Raw genomic sequence first — 16716 nt, 5'->3', positions numbered from 1 at the left:
AGAACTTATGCTGCTTTTCTTAATAAAAAAGCGATTAAAGGAGATTTAGAAATGGCGAATGCTTATAAAGAAGCCGGTGTCAATATCGAAGCGGGATATCAAGCGGTTGAAAGAATGAAGCGTCACGTTGCAAAGACTGCAAGATTAGGGGTAATGGGCGGTCTTGGCGGCTTTGGAGCGATGTTTGATTTGTCAGCATTAAACCTTAAGGAGCCAGTGTTGGTTTCAGGGACGGATGGAGTCGGAACAAAGCTTATGCTGGCCTTTATGGCAGACCGCCACGATACAATTGGAATTGATGCAGTTGCGATGTGCGTCAATGATATCGTTGTTCAAGGTGCAGAGCCACTTTATTTTCTTGATTACATCGGCTGTGGTCAAGCAGACCCAGCCAAAATTGAAATGATTGTAAAGGGTGTAGCAGACGGCTGTGAGCAGGCCGGATGTGCGCTTATTGGCGGGGAAACAGCAGAAATGCCAGGGATGTATGATGAAGAGGAATATGATATTGCAGGCTTTGCGGTTGGGGCATGTGAGAAGTCAAGCTTGATCACCGGTCAATCAATTAAGGCGGGCGATGTGCTAGTAGGATTAGCGTCAAGTGGTGTTCATAGCAATGGTTTCTCGCTCGTCAGAAAAGTATTTTTTGAAAAAGCAAAGCTAGGATTGGATGAGTATATTGAAGAGCTTGGCTGCACATTGGGTGAAGAACTATTAAAGCCAACCAGAATCTATGTAAAATCCATTCTATCCGCGTTGAAGAAGTTCCCGATTAAAGGAATGGCGCACATTACCTGGTGGCGGATTCCATGAAAACATTCCGAGAATTTTCCCAACTGGCCTAGGAGCAGAGGTTAAAGCGGGCAGCTGGAATATTCCTGCTGTGTTCTCATTGCTTGAAAAGCTTGGAGAAGTAAAGCATGAGGAAATGTTTAATATTTTTAATATGGGAATTGGAATGGTTGTCATTGTCGAAAAAGACCAGGCTAGTGAGCTTGTAAGCCATTTTAATGAGCTTGGCGAAACAGCCTCAATCATTGGTGTTGTAACGGAAAACGAAGGAATTACGATTGTTTAGGGGGATATGGATGAAGAACATCGCCGTCTTTGCATCCGGAAACGGGAGCAATTTTCAAGCGATTATTGATGCAGTTTCTGAACAGAAGCTGGATGCAACAATCAAGCTTCTCGTTTGCGATAAACCGGGTGCCTATGCTGTTGAACGGGCCAAAGCGGCAGGAATTGACTTTTTTGAGTTTCGGGCAAAGGATTATGCGGATAAACAGGCATATGAATTGGAAATATTAGCAAAATTACATGAGTATAACATTGATTTGGTCGTTTTAGCGGGGTATATGAGGTTAATAGGACCAAACTTATTAACTGACTATGAGGGCCGAATTGTCAATATTCACCCATCGTTGTTGCCTGCTTTTCCAGGCAAGGATGCGATGGGTCAGGCGTTAGCTGCGAAGGTTGAGGTCAGTGGAGTAACGGTGCATTATGTTGATGCGGGTATGGATTCAGGTCCAATTATTGCGCAAGAAACAGTTGAAATTGCAGCAAACGAAACGATTGAAACATTACAGGAAAAAATACATAAAGTTGAACATCAACTTTATCCAGCGGTTTTACAAATGCTAGTATCGAAGTTTAAGGAGGAAGTTGAAAATGTCTAAAAAACGAGCGCTTATTAGCGTTTCTGATAAACAAGGAATTGCTGAATTTGCTAAAGGGTTAAGCGAATTAGGCTATGAGCTTATTTCTACTGGCGGTACGAAAAAGGCACTTCAGGAAGCAGGTATACCTGTAATTGGAGTTAGCGATGTAACTGGCTTTCCAGAGATTTTAGAAGGACGTGTCAAAACATTAAACCCACTCATTCATGGTGGTTTATTAGCAAAATTTGATTCTGCTGAGCATCAGCAACAATTAGAAGAGCATGGAATCAATCCAATTGAACTAGTAATTGTTAATCTTTATCCATTCCAACAAACGATTGCAAAACCAGATGTAACAGTGGATGATGCAATCGAAAATATTGATATCGGTGGTCCGACGATGCTTCGCGCATCTGCGAAAAACCATCAGTATGTAACAGTTGTCGTCGATCCTGAGGATTATCCTCGAGTATTGACGGAGCTTAATTTATCTGGTCAGGTTCAACAAGCTACACGCCGTAAACTTGCGGCAAAGGTATTCCGTCATACTGCAGCATATGATGCAATGATTGCAGAATATATGACGGAATTATCCGGTGAAGAAAATCCTGAGAACTTAACGGTCACATTTGAATTAAAGCAATCACTTCGCTACGGTGAAAATCCGCATCAGGAGGCAGCTTTCTATCGTAAGCCACTTGGTTCGAAATTTTCGATTGCAAATGCAGAACAAGTACACGGTAAAGAATTATCCTATAACAACATTAACGATGCGAATGCCGCACTTCAAATTGTTAAGGAATTTACAGAGCCTGCTGCAGTAGCTGTGAAGCATATGAACCCTTGTGGTGTCGGTACTGGCGAAAACGTTTTTGATGCGTATTCCAAAGCCTATGAAGCAGATCCTGTTTCGATTTTTGGCGGTATTGTTGCATTAAATCGAGAAGTAGACCGTGCAACCGCAGAAAAGCTTTATGAAATCTTCTTAGAAATTATTATTGCTCCATCATTCTCTGCTGAAGCAATTGAAGTGTTAACAGGAAAGAAAAATCTTCGTTTGTTAACGATTCCGTTTGGGGAAAAACAAAAGCCTGAGCGCGTGTTGACTTCAGTTGAGGGCGGATTGCTTGTTCAAGATCAAGACCGCTACTCGCTTGATGATGCCAATATCACGGTTCCAACAAAAAGACAGCCTACTGAAGAAGAGTGGGAAGCATTAAAGCTTGGCTGGAAGGTTGTCAAGCATGTGAAGTCCAATGCGATTGTGGTGGCAAATAAAGAACAAACTCTTGGAATTGGTGCCGGACAAATGAATCGTGTCGGTTCTGCAAAAATTGCACTTGAGCAAGCAGGAGAAGCTGCAAAAGGAGCAGGTCTTGCTTCCGATGCTTTCTTCCCAATGGACGATACCGTCGAAGCGGCTGCACAAGCAGGTATTACAGCGATCATTCAAACGGGTGGTTCGATTCGTGATCAGGATTCGATTAAAAAGGCAGACGAATATGGAATTGCCATGGTATTTACTGGCGTCCGTCATTTTAAACATTAAGAGGGGGCAGAACGAATGAACGTTTTAGTCATCGGCCGTGGTGGCAGAGAGCATGCAATTTGTCGAAAAATGAAAGAAAGCTCTAAGGTGGAAAAGGTGTTTGTCGCTCCAGGTAATGATGGGATGACGGACGTAGCAGAGCTTGTGGCAATTGATGAGAGCAATCAAGATGCCCTTGTGAAATTTGCGCAGGAGAATGAAGTAGGTTTAACCTTTGTTGGACCTGAAATTCCGCTACTTGAGGGGATCGTTGATAAATTTCAAGAGGCAGGTCTAAAGGTTTTTGGACCTAGACAAGTTGCAGCATTGATTGAAGGAAGTAAATCGTTTGCGAAGGATTTAATGCATAAATATAGCATTCCTACTGCAGAATACGCGGTGTTCAGCGATTATGAAGAAGCAAAAAATTATGTTGAAAAGCTAGGAGCACCAATTGTCATTAAAGCAGATGGATTAGCAGCCGGTAAAGGCGTTGTTGTCGCTATGACAATGGAAGAAGCCCTTGCTGCTTTAAAGGATATGCTATTGGATGAGAAATTTGGAGATGCATCGGCAACTGTTGTGGTTGAGGAATTTTTAGCAGGTGAAGAGTTTTCACTAATGGCTTTTGTTAATGGCGATATTGTTGTGCCGCTTGAAATTGCGCAGGATCATAAGCGTGCATACGATGGCGATCAAGGACCAAACACCGGTGGAATGGGTGCGTATTCTCCTGTACCACAAATTGGACAAGATGCAGTGCAAATAGCGATTGAAACGATTTTGCATCCTACTGCACAAGCCATGATTGAAGAAGGAAGAAGCTTTTGCGGAATTCTATATGCCGGCTTGATTTTAACGGAAAAAGGACCAAAGGTGATTGAATTTAATGCACGCTTTGGCGATCCAGAAACACAAGTTATTCTGCCAAGACTAAAATCAGATTTAGTAGAAGTTCTGCTAGCACTTCTTGACGGCCAAACTCCTGAGCTCGAGTGGGATGACAATTTTGTCATTGGTGTTGTTGTGGCAGCAGAGGGTTATCCTGGTGAGTATCAAAAGGGAGCTGTCCTTGACGGGTTGAATAACATGAGTGATGAAGTCTATATATTCCATGCAGGAACGAAATTAGATGAACAGGGACGATTTGTAACAAATGGAGGGCGAGTCCTCCTTGCAGGTGCAAAAGGAAAAGATTTAAAACTCGCCCAACAAAACGTTTATAAAGAATTAGAGAAGTTAACACGTGTTGGTGTTTTTTATCGAAACGATATCGGAGCAAGAGCTATCGCAAGTTCTCTTTGTTAGGTTTTTTTCCGAAAACATAAAACAAAGCAACGATACTACCAATTAATGTGGCGATGACAAATGACATGTGTGAGATATATTCATACATCATGTTGCTTTCGCTCCATCTCTTAGGGCTGTCTAACCTAGATACTGGGTTAGACAGCCCTTTTTTATTTTGCAAAAATCAGGTCGGATTGTAAGGGAACAAGGTCTCATCTTCTTGAGCTAAATCTTGGGTGCCGCGATGATTTTCTTCCATTTCTCCAAGCTTTTCAAAAAGGGCAGTCATCGGACAATAACGAACCATTCCTTCCGCAATTTTCATCGCCGAAAGGATGGTAACGAAAAGGTAGGAATCTCGCCATGGTCGTTTGACCATTTTCGCTGTTGTCCATGCTAGCAAGGTAAAGCCAATTGTCATACGGATTAGCGCATTGACAATCCCGATATTCGGTGTCACCTTCATTTAATGTTCACATCCTTTGTTTAAATTTAACAAATAATTACCACATTCTTTAATGCGGTGAATTGCGAAATATGTTAGTATAATAACAATGAAAGGGTTTTCATTGTTAATTGATTGTCCCATGATTTAGGGAGGGAAACGGGATGGAACAGCGGTATCGTTGGAAAAATAAACATTTACGTGAGCATGTTTCTGTTATTGATGGAAAATGCGCACCGACTATATTATTGAAAAATGCAACCTATTTGAATCAAGTATTTCGCAAATGGGTTACAGCAAATATTTGGATCTATAAGGATCGGATTGTGTATGTAGGTACCAATTTACCTGAAAACTTGAGGCAGTGCGAGGTCATTGATTGCACAGGCCAATTGCTTGTTCCAGGATACATTGAACCTCATTCACATCCTTTCTTATTATATAATCCCCACTCGTTAGCACAGTATGCTTGCCAATTTGGTACAACGACTTTGATCAATGATAATTTAATGCTGTCTGTTAATTTGAGTATGAAGGACGCATGTGCCTTTTTAAAAGAAATGAAACAGCTTCCAGCCTCCATGTATTGGTGGTGTCGGTTTGATGCCCAGACAGAAATCCTAAATGAAAATCATGTATTCTCACAAGCCAATATTAAGTGGTGGCTAGAACAGGATTGCGTATTACAGGGGGAGAACTGACCGGATGGCCAAAGTTGCTTGATGGTGATGACTTACTCTTGCATTGGATTCAAGAAACGAAAAGAATGCGGAAGAAAATTGAAGGTCATTTTCCAGGTGCTTCTGAAAAGACTTTGGCAAAGATGATGCTATTGGGAACAGACTGTGACCATGAAGCGATGACTGGAGAAGATGTATATAATCGTCTGATGCAAGGTTATATGGTGTCATTGAGGCATTCCTCAATTCGTCCGGATTTACCAAAGCTGTTGACGGAGATTCATGAGTTGGGAATAGATTTTTATGACCGCTTTATTTTTACAACAGATGGAGCATCAGCAAGCTTTTATGAGACCGGCATGATTGATCAAATGATTTCAATCGCGATTGAACACGGGGTTCCGGTTATCGAAGCATATAATATGGCTACGATTAATGTTGCTCGATACTATAATATCGACCATGTGCATGGAAGTATTGCGACTGGAAGGCTTGCCAATATTAACTTCCTTCAGGATGAAAAAAATCCAACTCCTGTATCCGTTTTAGCTAAAGGGAAGTGGGTAAAGAGGAATGGTGAAGAAGTGGTCATCCCTCAGCATTTTGATTGGAATCAGGTTGGAATGAAGGCGTTAACCATTGACTGGGATTTAACATGGGATGATATGCAATTCTCGATGCCGTTTGGAATTAAAATGGAGAATTCCGTCATTACGAAGCCGTATTCCATTAGTATTGATTGTTCACCAGATCAATTATCGAAGGACCATGATGAGTGCTTCTTTATGCTTGTGGATCGGAATGGGAAATGGCGAATTAATACATTATTAAAAGGATTTGCAAGCCATTTATCTGGTTTAGTAAGTTCCTTTTCTAATACAGGTGATATTATCTTAATTGGGAAAAGCAAACAAGATATGTTTACAGCCTTTAAACGAATGAAAGAATTAGGTGGAGGAATCGTGTGCTGTGAAAATGGTGAGATCACTCAAGAAATACCGCTGCACCTAATGGGAATCATGTCTGATAAAAATGTTGAAGAGTTGATTCTTGAGGAGAATAAGCTGTTTGCCTATTTACAGAAATGTGGCTATACATTTGCGGATCCAATCTACTCAATGTTGTTTTTATCTGCCACTCATTTGCCGTACATTAGAGTGACTCAGCAAGGAATGTACGATGTCATGAATAAAATGATACTCTTTCCAACGATAATGCGTTAAAATATAAAAGTGGCAAAGCAAAGAAATACCAATAAAAGGTGCGCATCATTTTTGTGGATTGAGGTGTAATGGATGCTAAGGAGATATTTTGCTGTGATAGCAGCTCTTTTCCTTCTTCTTACAGGATGTAATCAAACCAATGTGAAAACTGTAACAGAGCATAAAAAAAATGACATTGAAAATGCACAAAAGGAAAATGTTGAAATTTCAAACCACTTTCCATTAACCGGTATGGCAACGAATGAGGATATTGGAGGCAGGTCTATTGCGGTAATGGTTAATAATCATTCTGAAGCAAGGCCGCAAACTGGTTTAAATCAGGCAGATATTGTTTATGAAATCCTGGCTGAAGGCAATGTAACGAGGTTTCTGGCTATCTTTCAAAGTGAGATGCCTGAAAAAATCGGACCTGTTCGCAGTGCTAGAGAATATTATATAAGGCTTGCGAAGGCTTATGATAGTCTTTTTATCGCTCACGGGTATAGCTTTGATGCAAAGGAAATGCTTGATGCTGGCTTCATTGATAACTTAAATGGGATGCAATATGATGGTACGCTATTTAAACGGTCATCGGATCGAGTGGCGCCACATAATTCGTATATCACATATGAGAAAATTCTTGAAGGTGCAAAAAAGAATAATTTTTCAATGGAAAACCCACCAGAACCAATGAAGTTTCTAACAAAAGACGAGCAAAAAAGTATAGAAGGCCAAGCGGTAAAAAAGGTTACTGTGTCCTATTATAATAATCCAACCTTTTCAGCAACCTACGAATATGATGATGCAACTGGTAAATATAAACGTTTTTCAGCTGGTGAACAAACCGTTAATAATGACTCAGGTGAACCTGTCCTTTTGGACAATATTTTCATTGTCGAGACTGACCATCAAACGATTGATGATGCGGGTAGACGCAAAATCGATTTGACATCTGGCGGGAGAGCCTATTTGCTACAAAAGGGCTTATTAAGGGAAGTTGAGTGGAAAAGTGAGAATGGCAGGATTGTTCCTGCACTAAATGGAACGGTGATTGGCTTTGTCCCAGGTAAAACTTGGATTAATGTTGTTCCTTCAAGCCCTGGACTAGCAGGTTCAGTCCAAATGGAAGTAAATGAATGAGAATGATTAAAGGAGTACTCAATGATGCAAATTGATAAATTACGTGGTAGAGAGCTTGATCAGTTGTTTAAGGCAATTCTTGCTCTAGAAGATGTGGAAGAATGCTATCGTTTCTTTGATGATTTGTGTACAGTTAATGAAATCCAATCATTAGCGCAACGACTAGAGGTTGCACGTATGCTCCGTGAAGGAAAAACCTATCATAAGATTGAAACGGAGACAGGCGCAAGTACAGCGACCATTTCTCGTGTAAAGCGATGCTTGAACTATGGAAATGACGCGTATGAAATGGCTTTAGACCGGGTGAATGAGCCAGAAACAGAAACAAGTGAAGAGTAGATTAGACATGAAAGAATACCAAAGGGGAGTCCCTTTGGTGTTTTTTTATGGGTTAAGGTATACGGTTTAACTTGCTCCCAGTTTTGTTTTTTAAAACATATGAACAAATGATATAATGGTGAAATGGAAATTAGAATGGGGGCTTTAAAGGATGTACGATGTACGCGAGTGGCGCCATGTATTTAAACTTGATCCGGATAAAGAAATGACCGACGAAGCGCTAGAGAGAGTTTGTGAATCCGGAACAGATGCAATTATAGTGGGGGGCACTGATGGGGTTACGCTTGATAAGGTGCTGGATTTAATGGTGCGCATTCGTCGATATAATGTACCATGTTGTTTAGAGGTCTCGGATATAGAAACGGTAACGCCAGGGTTCGATTTGTATTTCATTCCTTCGGTTTTAAATAGCAAGGATACTAAATGGATTACAGGACTTCATCATCAGGCATTGAAGGAATTTGGCGAACTAATGAATTGGGATGAAATTCTCGTTGAAGGGTATTGTATTTTAAATGGAGCTTGTAAAGCAGCTCAGGTTACAGATGCGAATACGGCACTAGAATTAGATGATGTTGTTGCATATGCAATGATGGCGGACAAAATGTTTAGTATGCCAATTTTTTATTTAGAATACAGTGGTACTTATGGCAATCCTGATTGGGTGAAGGAAGTGAAACGCCATTTAGAGAAGGCAACCTTTTTTTATGGTGGGGGTATCAAATCCGTCGAACAGGCAAAGGTAATGGCCGAACATGCCGATGTTATTGTTGTTGGAAATGTCGTATATGATGATTTGAACGAAGCCTTGGCGACAGTACAAGTAATTAAGCGTTAATCAAACGTTTGATTAAAATAGAGCGAAATACTATATAAGAGGCAATTTTACTAGTGCCTGATAATAAAACAATTGATGAGTGGTGAGATAGTAGATGCAATTTTTAACAGATAAATTGTTAAATGGGATGAACCCAGAACAGAAAAATGCAGTAAAAGCTACAGATGGCCCCCTTCTGATTATGGCCGGCGCTGGAAGTGGAAAAACGAGAGTGCTTACGCACCGAATTGCTTATTTAATTGTGGAAAAAAGGGTAAATCCCTATAATATCTTGGCGATTACGTTTACCAATAAAGCTGCAAAGGAAATGAGAGAGCGTATTTCAAGCTTGATGGGTGGTGCAGCAGATGAAGTTTGGATTTCAACCTTTCACTCGATGTGTGTAAGGATTTTGCGCCGTGATATTGACCGAATCGGTTTTAATCGAAACTTTACGATTCTAGATACAACGGATCAGCTATCAGTGCTGAAGTCGATTTTAAAGGATAAAAATATTGATCCAAAGCAATTTGACCCACGTGCCATGCTCGGAGCCATTAGTTCTGCGAAAAACGAACTGATCGACCCTGAAAGCTACGCGAAAAATGCCGGGGGTTATTTCGATCAAAAGGTCGCTGAGGTTTATACAGAATATCAAAAACGCCTGCGAAAAAATAGCGCGTTAGATTTTGATGATTTGATTATGATGACCATTCAATTATTTCAGCGTGTGCCTGAAGTGCTTGAATACTATCAGCGCAAGTTTCAATATATTCATGTAGATGAGTATCAGGATACAAACAGAGCTCAGTATATGCTGGTTAAACAGCTTGCCTCACGGTTTAAAAATCTCTGTGTGGTCGGAGATTCTGACCAATCGATTTATCGTTGGCGTGGTGCGGATATCGCTAACATTTTATCGTTTGAAAAAGACTATCCGAACGCAAAGGTCATTTTACTTGAACAGAACTATCGTTCAACTAAGAAAATTCTGTTGGCGGCAAATGAGGTTATTAAGAACAACTTAAATCGAAAGCCTAAGAACTTGTGGACACAAAATCCAGATGGAAATAAAATTTCTTATTTCCGTGCGGATAGCGAGAAGGGTGAAGGGCAATTTGTTGCTGGGAAGATCAAAGAGCTGGTGGATAGTAGCAAATATAAACGTTCAGATATTGCGATTTTATATCGAACCAATGCTCAGTCCCGTGTCATCGAGGAAGTATTACTAAAATCAAATATAGATTACTCGATTGTAGGCGGAATTAAGTTCTATGAACGTAAAGAAATTAAGGATATCATTTCTTATTTAAAACTTGTTGCCAATCCGGATGATGAGATTGCTTTTACACGTGTGATCAATGTTCCGAAGCGGGGAATTGGCTCAAGCTCATTTGATAAAATTGCAGAGTTTGCACAAACTCATGACCTTTCTCTATTTCAAGCGTTAGAATCGGTTGAATTGATTGGATTAAGTCCAAAAGTGACTAAGGCTGCAGCAGAATTCCGTGATTTAGTTAGTGGCTATACGAGAATGCAGGAGTTTTTATCGGTGACGGAGCTAGTGGAGGAACTATTAGATAAGTCAGGCTATCGCGAGATGTTGAAGGCAGAAAAATCGCTCGAGTCGCAAAGCCGACTAGAGAACTTAGACGAGCTATTGTCCGTTACAAAGAATTTTGAAGACTCAAATGATGACAAGAGTTTGATTGCCTTTTTAACAGACCTTGCTTTAGTGGCGGATATTGATAGTCTGGATGATGAGGGACAAAAGAAAGTGGATACCGTCACATTAATGACCCTTCATTCAGCCAAGGGTTTAGAATATCCAGTTGTCTTCCTAATGGGCTTAGAGGAAGGTGTGTTTCCGCATAGCCGTTCGCTTCAAGAGGAAGCGGAAATGGAGGAGGAGCGCCGTCTTGCCTATGTTGGGATCACCCGTGCCGAGGAGCAATTGTTTATTACGAATGCGCAAATGCGAACATTATTTGGTCGCACCAATTCGAATGCTCCTTCTAGATTTATAAAGGAAATCCCAGAGGATTTAATTGAAGGCATCGAACCAGAACGTAAATCTATTTCTTCATTTCAATCTTTTGCGAAGCAACCACAGCGAAAAATTGTTATGCGCCCGAATGTGGCACCGACGGCATCTGGTGGAGATAGTGTTTCCTGGCGTGTTGGTGATAAAGCTTCGCACGGTAAATGGGGAATTGGCACAGTAGTAAGTGTGAAGGGTGAAGGAGAAGGAATGGAATTAGATATCGCCTTTCCAAGCCCAGTAGGAATTAAACGTTTGTTAGCTAAATTTGCACCGATCAAAAAAGCATAGAGAAAGGGCTGCGTTTATGGACCTTCAAAACGAAAAAAAACGTGTTAACGAGCTGCATACATTATTAAACGAATACAATTACGAGTATTATGTGTTGGATCGTCCTACCGTTCCAGATGCTGAATATGATAGGCTCATGCAGGAATTAATTGAGCTTGAGACACACTATCCTGAGCTGAAGAGTGCAGACTCCCCGTCGCAAAGAGTGGGTGGAGAAGTACTAGAAATGTTTTCAAAGGTAGTCCATCGTGTACCGATGCTAAGCTTAGGAAATGCTTTTGGTGCCCAGGATTTACGTGATTTTGATCGGAGAATCCGTCAAATTGTTGGCGATGATTTTTCCTATGTATGTGAGTTGAAAATCGACGGCTTGGCTGTATCGCTTTATTATCAAGATGGAATCTTTGTTCAAGGGGCAACGAGGGGCGATGGTTCTATTGGTGAAGATATTACGGCCAACCTTAAAACCATTGGCTCCATTCCACTTCGATTAAAGGAGGCTGTTACCCTTGAAGTGCGTGGTGAGGCGTATATGCCAAAGCGCTCCTTTGAAGCATTAAACAAAATTCGAGCAGAACGAGAAGAAGAGCCGTTTGCCAATCCACGGAATGCGGCTGCTGGTTCATTACGCCAGTTAGATCCAAAAATCGCAGCATCGCGAAATTTAGATGTCTTTTTATATGGAATAGCTGGAGCCGAGCAATTAGGGGTTGCCTCGCATAGTGAAGGACTAGACCAGCTTGATTCACTTGGGTTTAAGACTAATCAGGAGCGGAAAAAATGCGGCGATATTGAAGCGGTTATTGATTTTGTTGAAGGATGGGTTGAAAAAAGACCGAACCTACCGTATGAAATCGACGGTATCGTGATAAAGGTGGATTCGCTTGAGCAGCAAGAAGTATTAGGAACGACGGCCAAAAGTCCACGCTGGGCCATTGCTTACAAATTTCCGGCAGAAGAAGTTGTCACAACGTTAAAGGATATTGAGCTGAATGTTGGGCGAACTGGCGTGATTACACCAACGGCGATTCTGAGAGCCGGTGCGTGTCGCTGGGACGACGGTGCAGCGTGCCTCCTTGCATAACGAGGATTTAATTCGGGAGAAGGATATCCGCCTTGGTGACCAGGTGGTTGTTAAAAAAGCAGGTGACATTATTCCTGAGGTTGTGAATGTGTTAGTAGAACGCCGTACCGGTTTGGAGCAGGTGTTTGTCATGCCGACACACTGTCCAGAATGTGAAAGTGATTTGGTACGGTTTGAGGATGAAGTAGCACTTCGTTGTATTAATCCGAAATGCCCTGCACAAATAAGAGAGGGTCTTATCCATTTTGTATCTCGAAACGCAATGAATATCGAGGGTTTAGGTGAAAAGGTTATCAGTCAATTATTTGCAGAAAACCTCATTCATGATGTTGCGGATATTTATAAGCTCTCACGTGATCAGCTTATTGGTTTAGAACGCATGGGTGAAAAATCAATTCAAAAAATGTTAGCAGCAATTGAGTCGTCGAAGGATAATTCACTTGAAAAGCTGTTGTTTGGCCTAGGAATTCGCCATGTTGGAGCAAAAGCAGCAAAAACACTTGCTCAAGAATTCGAAACAATGGGCAATCTTGCTTTAGCATCCAATGAGGAACTAAAGGCAATAAATGAAATTGGCGATAAAATGGCTGATTCTGTTGTCACGTATTTTAATCAGGATGAAGTAAAGGAACTGTTACAAGAATTAGCAGCTGCTTCTGTGAACATGACCTACAAGGGACCTAAACGTGTTGCGGCTGAAGCTTCTTCCTCCATATTTGCAGGAAAGACAATCGTTTTAACAGGAAAGCTTGAAAGGTTAAATCGAAATGAAGCAAAGGAAAAAATTGAATCTCTTGGTGGAAATGTAGCCGGCAGTGTAAGCAAAAAAACTGATCTTGTCATTGCAGGTGAGGATGCTGGCTCAAAATTATCAAAGGCTGAGGAATTGGGCATCGAGATTTGGGATGAAGCGAGAATGTTGGAAGAATTAAATAAGTAAGAGAGGGAAACCCATGAAAAAACTAGCAATGGTTGCTTTATCTCTCATTCTATTGCTGACTGCTTGTGCTCCTAATTTTAAAAAACAAGAAGAAGTAGTTCAAAATAGCAAGGATGACTCAAAAGAAGAAGCAATTATTCCAAAATATCAAATCTCTGATCAATATTATCGAACGATCTTGCCGTTCAAACCCGGGGAAGCACGTGGGCTAGTGGTGAATAATCTTAATACACGATATGATATTAATGAGTTTGAGACTGGATTAATGCGGGTCGCATTGAAGGATTTTGACCCTGATAAGTATTTGTTCCAGGAAGGCCAATATTTAAAGAAAAAGACGGTTGGTCTATGGTTAAATCGACAATTTACTCCGGAACAGCTAGCAGCTGAAGGACTAAAGGAAACAGAAAATATCGGGTTAAATCCACTAGATGATGGAGTCGGTGATATTAAAGAGCGAAACGAAAAAAATCCGATTTATTTAGCTCATATTTTAGAGCATAATTATTTAATTAAGGATGACGATGGCAAGGTTCGACTTGGTGGGGTCGTACTTGGTCTTGCATTGAATTCAGTTTACTATTACCAAACGGTTCAATATGGGGCGACTTATGAACGAAAAATCCCCCATGAAGAGTTAGAGCGAAAGGGAAAAGAAATTGCTGCTGAGGTGGCAAAGAGAATCCGCGGTGTTGAGGGTCTTGAGGAAGTACCTGTTACCATTGCGCTATTTGAGCAAGAAGCCATTTCCTCTGTTGTACCTGGGAATTTCTTCGCTTATGCAAATGTCTCAAAGGGAAGTAACTCTCTAGGTAGCTGGCAATCAATCGATGAAAATTATTACTTGTTCCCTTCAGAGGAAGCGACGAAGGATCATCGAGATGATGTGACGTTCTTCCAAAACTTTAAGCAGGATGTAGAAGCGTATTTTCCTAACTTTAATGGGGTAATCGGCAAAGCATTTTATGTTGGAAACCAGCTGAATGAATTATCAATTAGCATTCCGATTCAATTTTACGGAAAAGCAGAAGGCGTTGGTTTTACGCAATATGTAACGGGACTTGTAATGGATCATTTTCCAAATTATGTAACGGTGCAGGTTTCGATTACATCTGTAAATGGTCCTGAGGCGCTGATCATCCGCAAGGCGGATCAAAACGAACCAATTGTCCATATTTATCAGTAAATAGTGCATAAAAATGATACTCTTAGCATAAAAATGGAAGGCAGACCGAGTTGGGTTTGCCTTCTTTTTGTGTGCGTGTTAAAGATTGTTGTTGATTGTAAATATACTGTTGATTGGAGCGGAAGGCGCGAGACTCCTCGAAAATGCTGCCGCATGGGAGGAGGCTCCCGGACCGCCCCGCGCGGCGCTGAGTGCCTGGAGCGGAAATCAAAATCTAAGCCAGTCATTATAAATAAATTATGGCCATATTTGAGCGGTTTGTAAGAGTAATGATAGAATAAGAGAGAATTCAGCTAAAATAGGAGGCGGTAAAATGGTACAACCTTACAAACATGAGCCTTTTACAGATTTTACGAATAAGGAAAATCAAGAGGCATATTTTCAAGGTTTACAGACAGTCGGCAGCTATTTAGGGCAGGATTATCCATTAATTATTGGGGGCGAATACATTTCAACGGAAGAGAAAATTGTATCCTATAATCCAGCGAACAAACAAGAGGTTATCGGACGAGTTTCCAAAACAAACCGTGAGCTTGCGGAAAAAGCGATGAAAGTAGCAGTTGATACATTTAAATCGTGGCGCAAGTCAAAGCCTGAAATGAGAGCGGATGTCCTATTTAAAGCTGCAGCCATTTTACGGCGCCGAAAGCATGAATTCTCTGCACTACTGACCAAGGAGGCAGGCAAGCCCTGGCGAGAAGCGGATGCAGATACAGCAGAAGCAATTGATTTTCTTGAATTTTACGGACGACAAATGATCCGAATCAAAGATGGAGTACCGGTAGCTAGCCGTCCGAACGAATATAATCGATATGACTACATCCCATTGGGTGTTGGAATTATTATTTCTCCATGGAATTTCCCATTGGCGATTATGGCTGGTACAACTGTCGCAGCTATTGTTGCAGGAAATACTGTCTTGTTGAAGCCTGCATCGACGACACCTGTTGTGGCTGCTAAATTCGTGGAGGTAATGGAGCTTGCAGGACTTCCAAAGGGCGTTCTTAATTTTGTCCCTGGAAGTGGTGCTGAGGTGGGTGACTATTTGGTTGACCATAAAGATACCCGATTTATTAGTTTTACTGGCTCAAGAGATGTTGGGCTACGGATAAATCAAAGAGCATCTGTCTTAAATGATGGGCAAATTTGGTTAAAACGGGTCATTGCGGAAATGGGCGGTAAAGATACGATAGTGGTCGACAGTGAGGCAGATATAGAATTAGCAGCACAATCGATTGTAGCTTCATCGTTCGGTTTTGCTGGCCAAAAATGCTCTGCATGCTCACGAGCGATTGTTGTTGAGGACATCTATGATACTGTCCTTAACCGAGTTGTGGAGCTGACCAATCAATTATCGGTCGGTAATCCTGAAGATTTTCATACTTTTATGGGGCCAGTTATCGATGAGAATGCATTTAATAAAATCATAGAATATATTGAAATTGGGAAGAAGGAAGGAAGACTCGTGGCAGGGGGAATTGGAGACAGCTCAAAGGGCTTCTTCATAAAGCCTACTGTTTTTGCAGACTTAGATCCAAAAGCTCGGTTAATGCAGGAAGAGATTTTTGGACCTGTCGTTGGTTTTTCAAAAGCAAAGGATTTCGACCATGCGATTGAACTGGCCAATAATACGGAATATGGGTTAACCAGGTGCGGTCATTACTAAAAATCGGAAACATATTGAACAAGCACGAGAAGATTTCCATGTTGGCAATCTCTATTTTAATCGCGGTTGTACCGGTGCGATTGTGGGGTATCAGCCGTTTGGTGGTTTTAATATGTCTGGAACGGATTCAAAGGCAGGCGGTCCAGATTACTTGTTGCTCCACATGCAAGCAAAGACAACCTCAGAACTTTTTTAAGGATAAATTAGTAGAGTTTTATTTTTTAGATTAGATCTTATCTCATTAAGGGATAGGATCTTTTTTATTTTAATCAAAGAAAAACTGCTTTATGTATGAATAAAACTGCCTTGGTTAATGTGTCGAATCTTTAGAATATTTTGTCGAAAACAAATTCAGAAAAATCTAATAAAAGAGGTTCCATTTCTAAAAATCCTGTTATATAATACA

At 41.0% G+C, this 16716-nt stretch carries 10 protein-coding genes and 4 pseudogenes; 12 read left to right on the top strand and 2 right to left on the bottom strand.

The features are described 5' to 3' along the window. Positions 1-51: 51 nt before the first annotated feature. The 4 genes and pseudogenes from purM to purD all read left to right on the top strand — a co-directional run bounded on the left by purM (position 52) and on the right by purD (position 4497). A pseudogene (purM, locus tag RGF10_RS22910) lies at positions 52-1078 on the top strand (phosphoribosylformylglycinamidine cyclo-ligase). Positions 1079-1088: 10 nt separating this feature from the next. Next, a complete protein-coding gene (gene purN / locus RGF10_RS22905) occupies positions 1089-1679 on the top strand; it encodes a phosphoribosylglycinamide formyltransferase (RefSeq protein WP_318506042.1) in 591 nt (196 codons plus the stop codon). After that, complete coding sequence (gene purH, locus RGF10_RS22900) at positions 1672-3210, top strand: bifunctional phosphoribosylaminoimidazolecarboxamide formyltransferase/IMP cyclohydrolase (RefSeq protein WP_318506040.1); 1539 nt, start codon at positions 1672-1674, stop codon at positions 3208-3210. The genes purN and purH overlap by 8 nt, the downstream gene beginning before the upstream one ends. A gap of 15 nt (positions 3211-3225) precedes the next feature. Beyond that, entirely contained in the window at positions 3226-4497 is a 1272-nt protein-coding gene (purD, locus tag RGF10_RS22895) for a phosphoribosylamine--glycine ligase (protein WP_318506038.1), read from the top strand. Here the strand turns inward: purD and RGF10_RS24000 are convergent. Both RGF10_RS24000 and RGF10_RS22890 read right to left on the bottom strand, forming a co-directional pair. Then, positions 4475-4585, bottom strand: a complete 111-nt coding sequence (locus tag RGF10_RS24000) for an EYxxD motif small membrane protein (RefSeq protein ID WP_412176761.1) — start codon at positions 4583-4585, stop codon at positions 4475-4477. The two genes, purD and RGF10_RS24000, sit on opposite strands and share 23 nt — an antisense overlap. A gap of 78 nt (positions 4586-4663) precedes the next feature. Then, a complete protein-coding gene (locus RGF10_RS22890) occupies positions 4664-4945 on the bottom strand; it encodes a YgaP family membrane protein (protein ID WP_318506036.1) in 282 nt (93 codons plus the stop codon). A 143-nt stretch (positions 4946-5088) separates the two neighbouring features. On the opposite strand from RGF10_RS22890, the pseudogene RGF10_RS22885 reads away from it, so the two are divergent. The 8 genes and pseudogenes from RGF10_RS22885 (at position 5089) to pruA (ending at position 16506) form a co-directional block, all read left to right on the top strand. Continuing rightward, positions 5089-6827 (top strand): annotated as a pseudogene (locus RGF10_RS22885) (adenine deaminase C-terminal domain-containing protein). A 93-nt stretch (positions 6828-6920) separates the two neighbouring features. After that, positions 6921-7946: a DUF3048 domain-containing protein gene (locus tag RGF10_RS22880; protein WP_318506033.1), complete on the top strand. Its 1026-nt coding sequence runs from the start codon at positions 6921-6923 to the stop codon at positions 7944-7946. Positions 7947-7970: 24 nt separating this feature from the next. After that, positions 7971-8285, top strand: coding sequence for a YerC/YecD family TrpR-related protein (locus RGF10_RS22875; protein ID WP_318509670.1), 315 nt, complete (start codon positions 7971-7973; stop codon positions 8283-8285). Positions 8286-8436: 151 nt separating this feature from the next. Then, positions 8437-9123 carry a heptaprenylglyceryl phosphate synthase gene (locus RGF10_RS22870; protein ID WP_318506030.1) on the top strand — a complete coding sequence of 229 codons (687 nt, stop codon included), beginning with the start codon at positions 8437-8439 and terminating at the stop codon, positions 9121-9123. Positions 9124-9217: 94 nt separating this feature from the next. After that, positions 9218-11434 carry a DNA helicase PcrA gene (gene pcrA / locus RGF10_RS22865; RefSeq protein WP_318506028.1) on the top strand — a complete coding sequence of 739 codons (2217 nt, stop codon included), beginning with the start codon at positions 9218-9220 and terminating at the stop codon, positions 11432-11434. 16 nt (positions 11435-11450) lie between these two features. After that, positions 11451-13458, top strand: a pseudogene (gene ligA / locus RGF10_RS22860) (NAD-dependent DNA ligase LigA). A 13-nt stretch (positions 13459-13471) separates the two neighbouring features. Next, positions 13472-14644, top strand: coding sequence for a CamS family sex pheromone protein (locus tag RGF10_RS22855; protein ID WP_318506026.1), 1173 nt, complete (start codon positions 13472-13474; stop codon positions 14642-14644). A gap of 313 nt (positions 14645-14957) precedes the next feature. Beyond that, positions 14958-16506, top strand: a pseudogene (pruA, locus tag RGF10_RS22850) (L-glutamate gamma-semialdehyde dehydrogenase). Positions 16507-16716 lie beyond the last annotated feature (210 nt).

It is taken from the genome of Bacillus sp. T3, assembly GCF_033449965.1.
Lineage (GTDB): Bacteria > Bacillota > Bacilli > Bacillales > Cytobacillaceae > Bacillus_BU.
This window is presented reverse-complemented; position numbering and strand designations above follow the sequence as displayed.

Coding starts and splice junctions, on each gene's coding strand:
- RGF10_RS22890 (WP_318506036.1), bottom strand. CDS start 4,945: ATGAAGGTGACACCGAATATCGGGATTGTCAATGCGCTAATCCGTATG.
- RGF10_RS24000 (WP_412176761.1), bottom strand. CDS start 4,585: ATGTATGAATATATCTCACACATGTCATTTGTCATCGCCACATTAATT.
- RGF10_RS22875 (WP_318509670.1), top strand. CDS start 7,971: ATGCAAATTGATAAATTACGTGGTAGAGAGCTTGATCAGTTGTTTAAG.
- RGF10_RS22870 (WP_318506030.1), top strand. CDS start 8,437: ATGTACGATGTACGCGAGTGGCGCCATGTATTTAAACTTGATCCGGAT.
- pcrA (WP_318506028.1), top strand. CDS start 9,218: ATGCAATTTTTAACAGATAAATTGTTAAATGGGATGAACCCAGAACAG.
- purH (WP_318506040.1), top strand. CDS start 1,672: ATGTCTAAAAAACGAGCGCTTATTAGCGTTTCTGATAAACAAGGAATT.
- purN (WP_318506042.1), top strand. CDS start 1,089: ATGAAGAACATCGCCGTCTTTGCATCCGGAAACGGGAGCAATTTTCAA.
- RGF10_RS22855 (WP_318506026.1), top strand. CDS start 13,472: ATGAAAAAACTAGCAATGGTTGCTTTATCTCTCATTCTATTGCTGACT.
- purD (WP_318506038.1), top strand. CDS start 3,226: ATGAACGTTTTAGTCATCGGCCGTGGTGGCAGAGAGCATGCAATTTGT.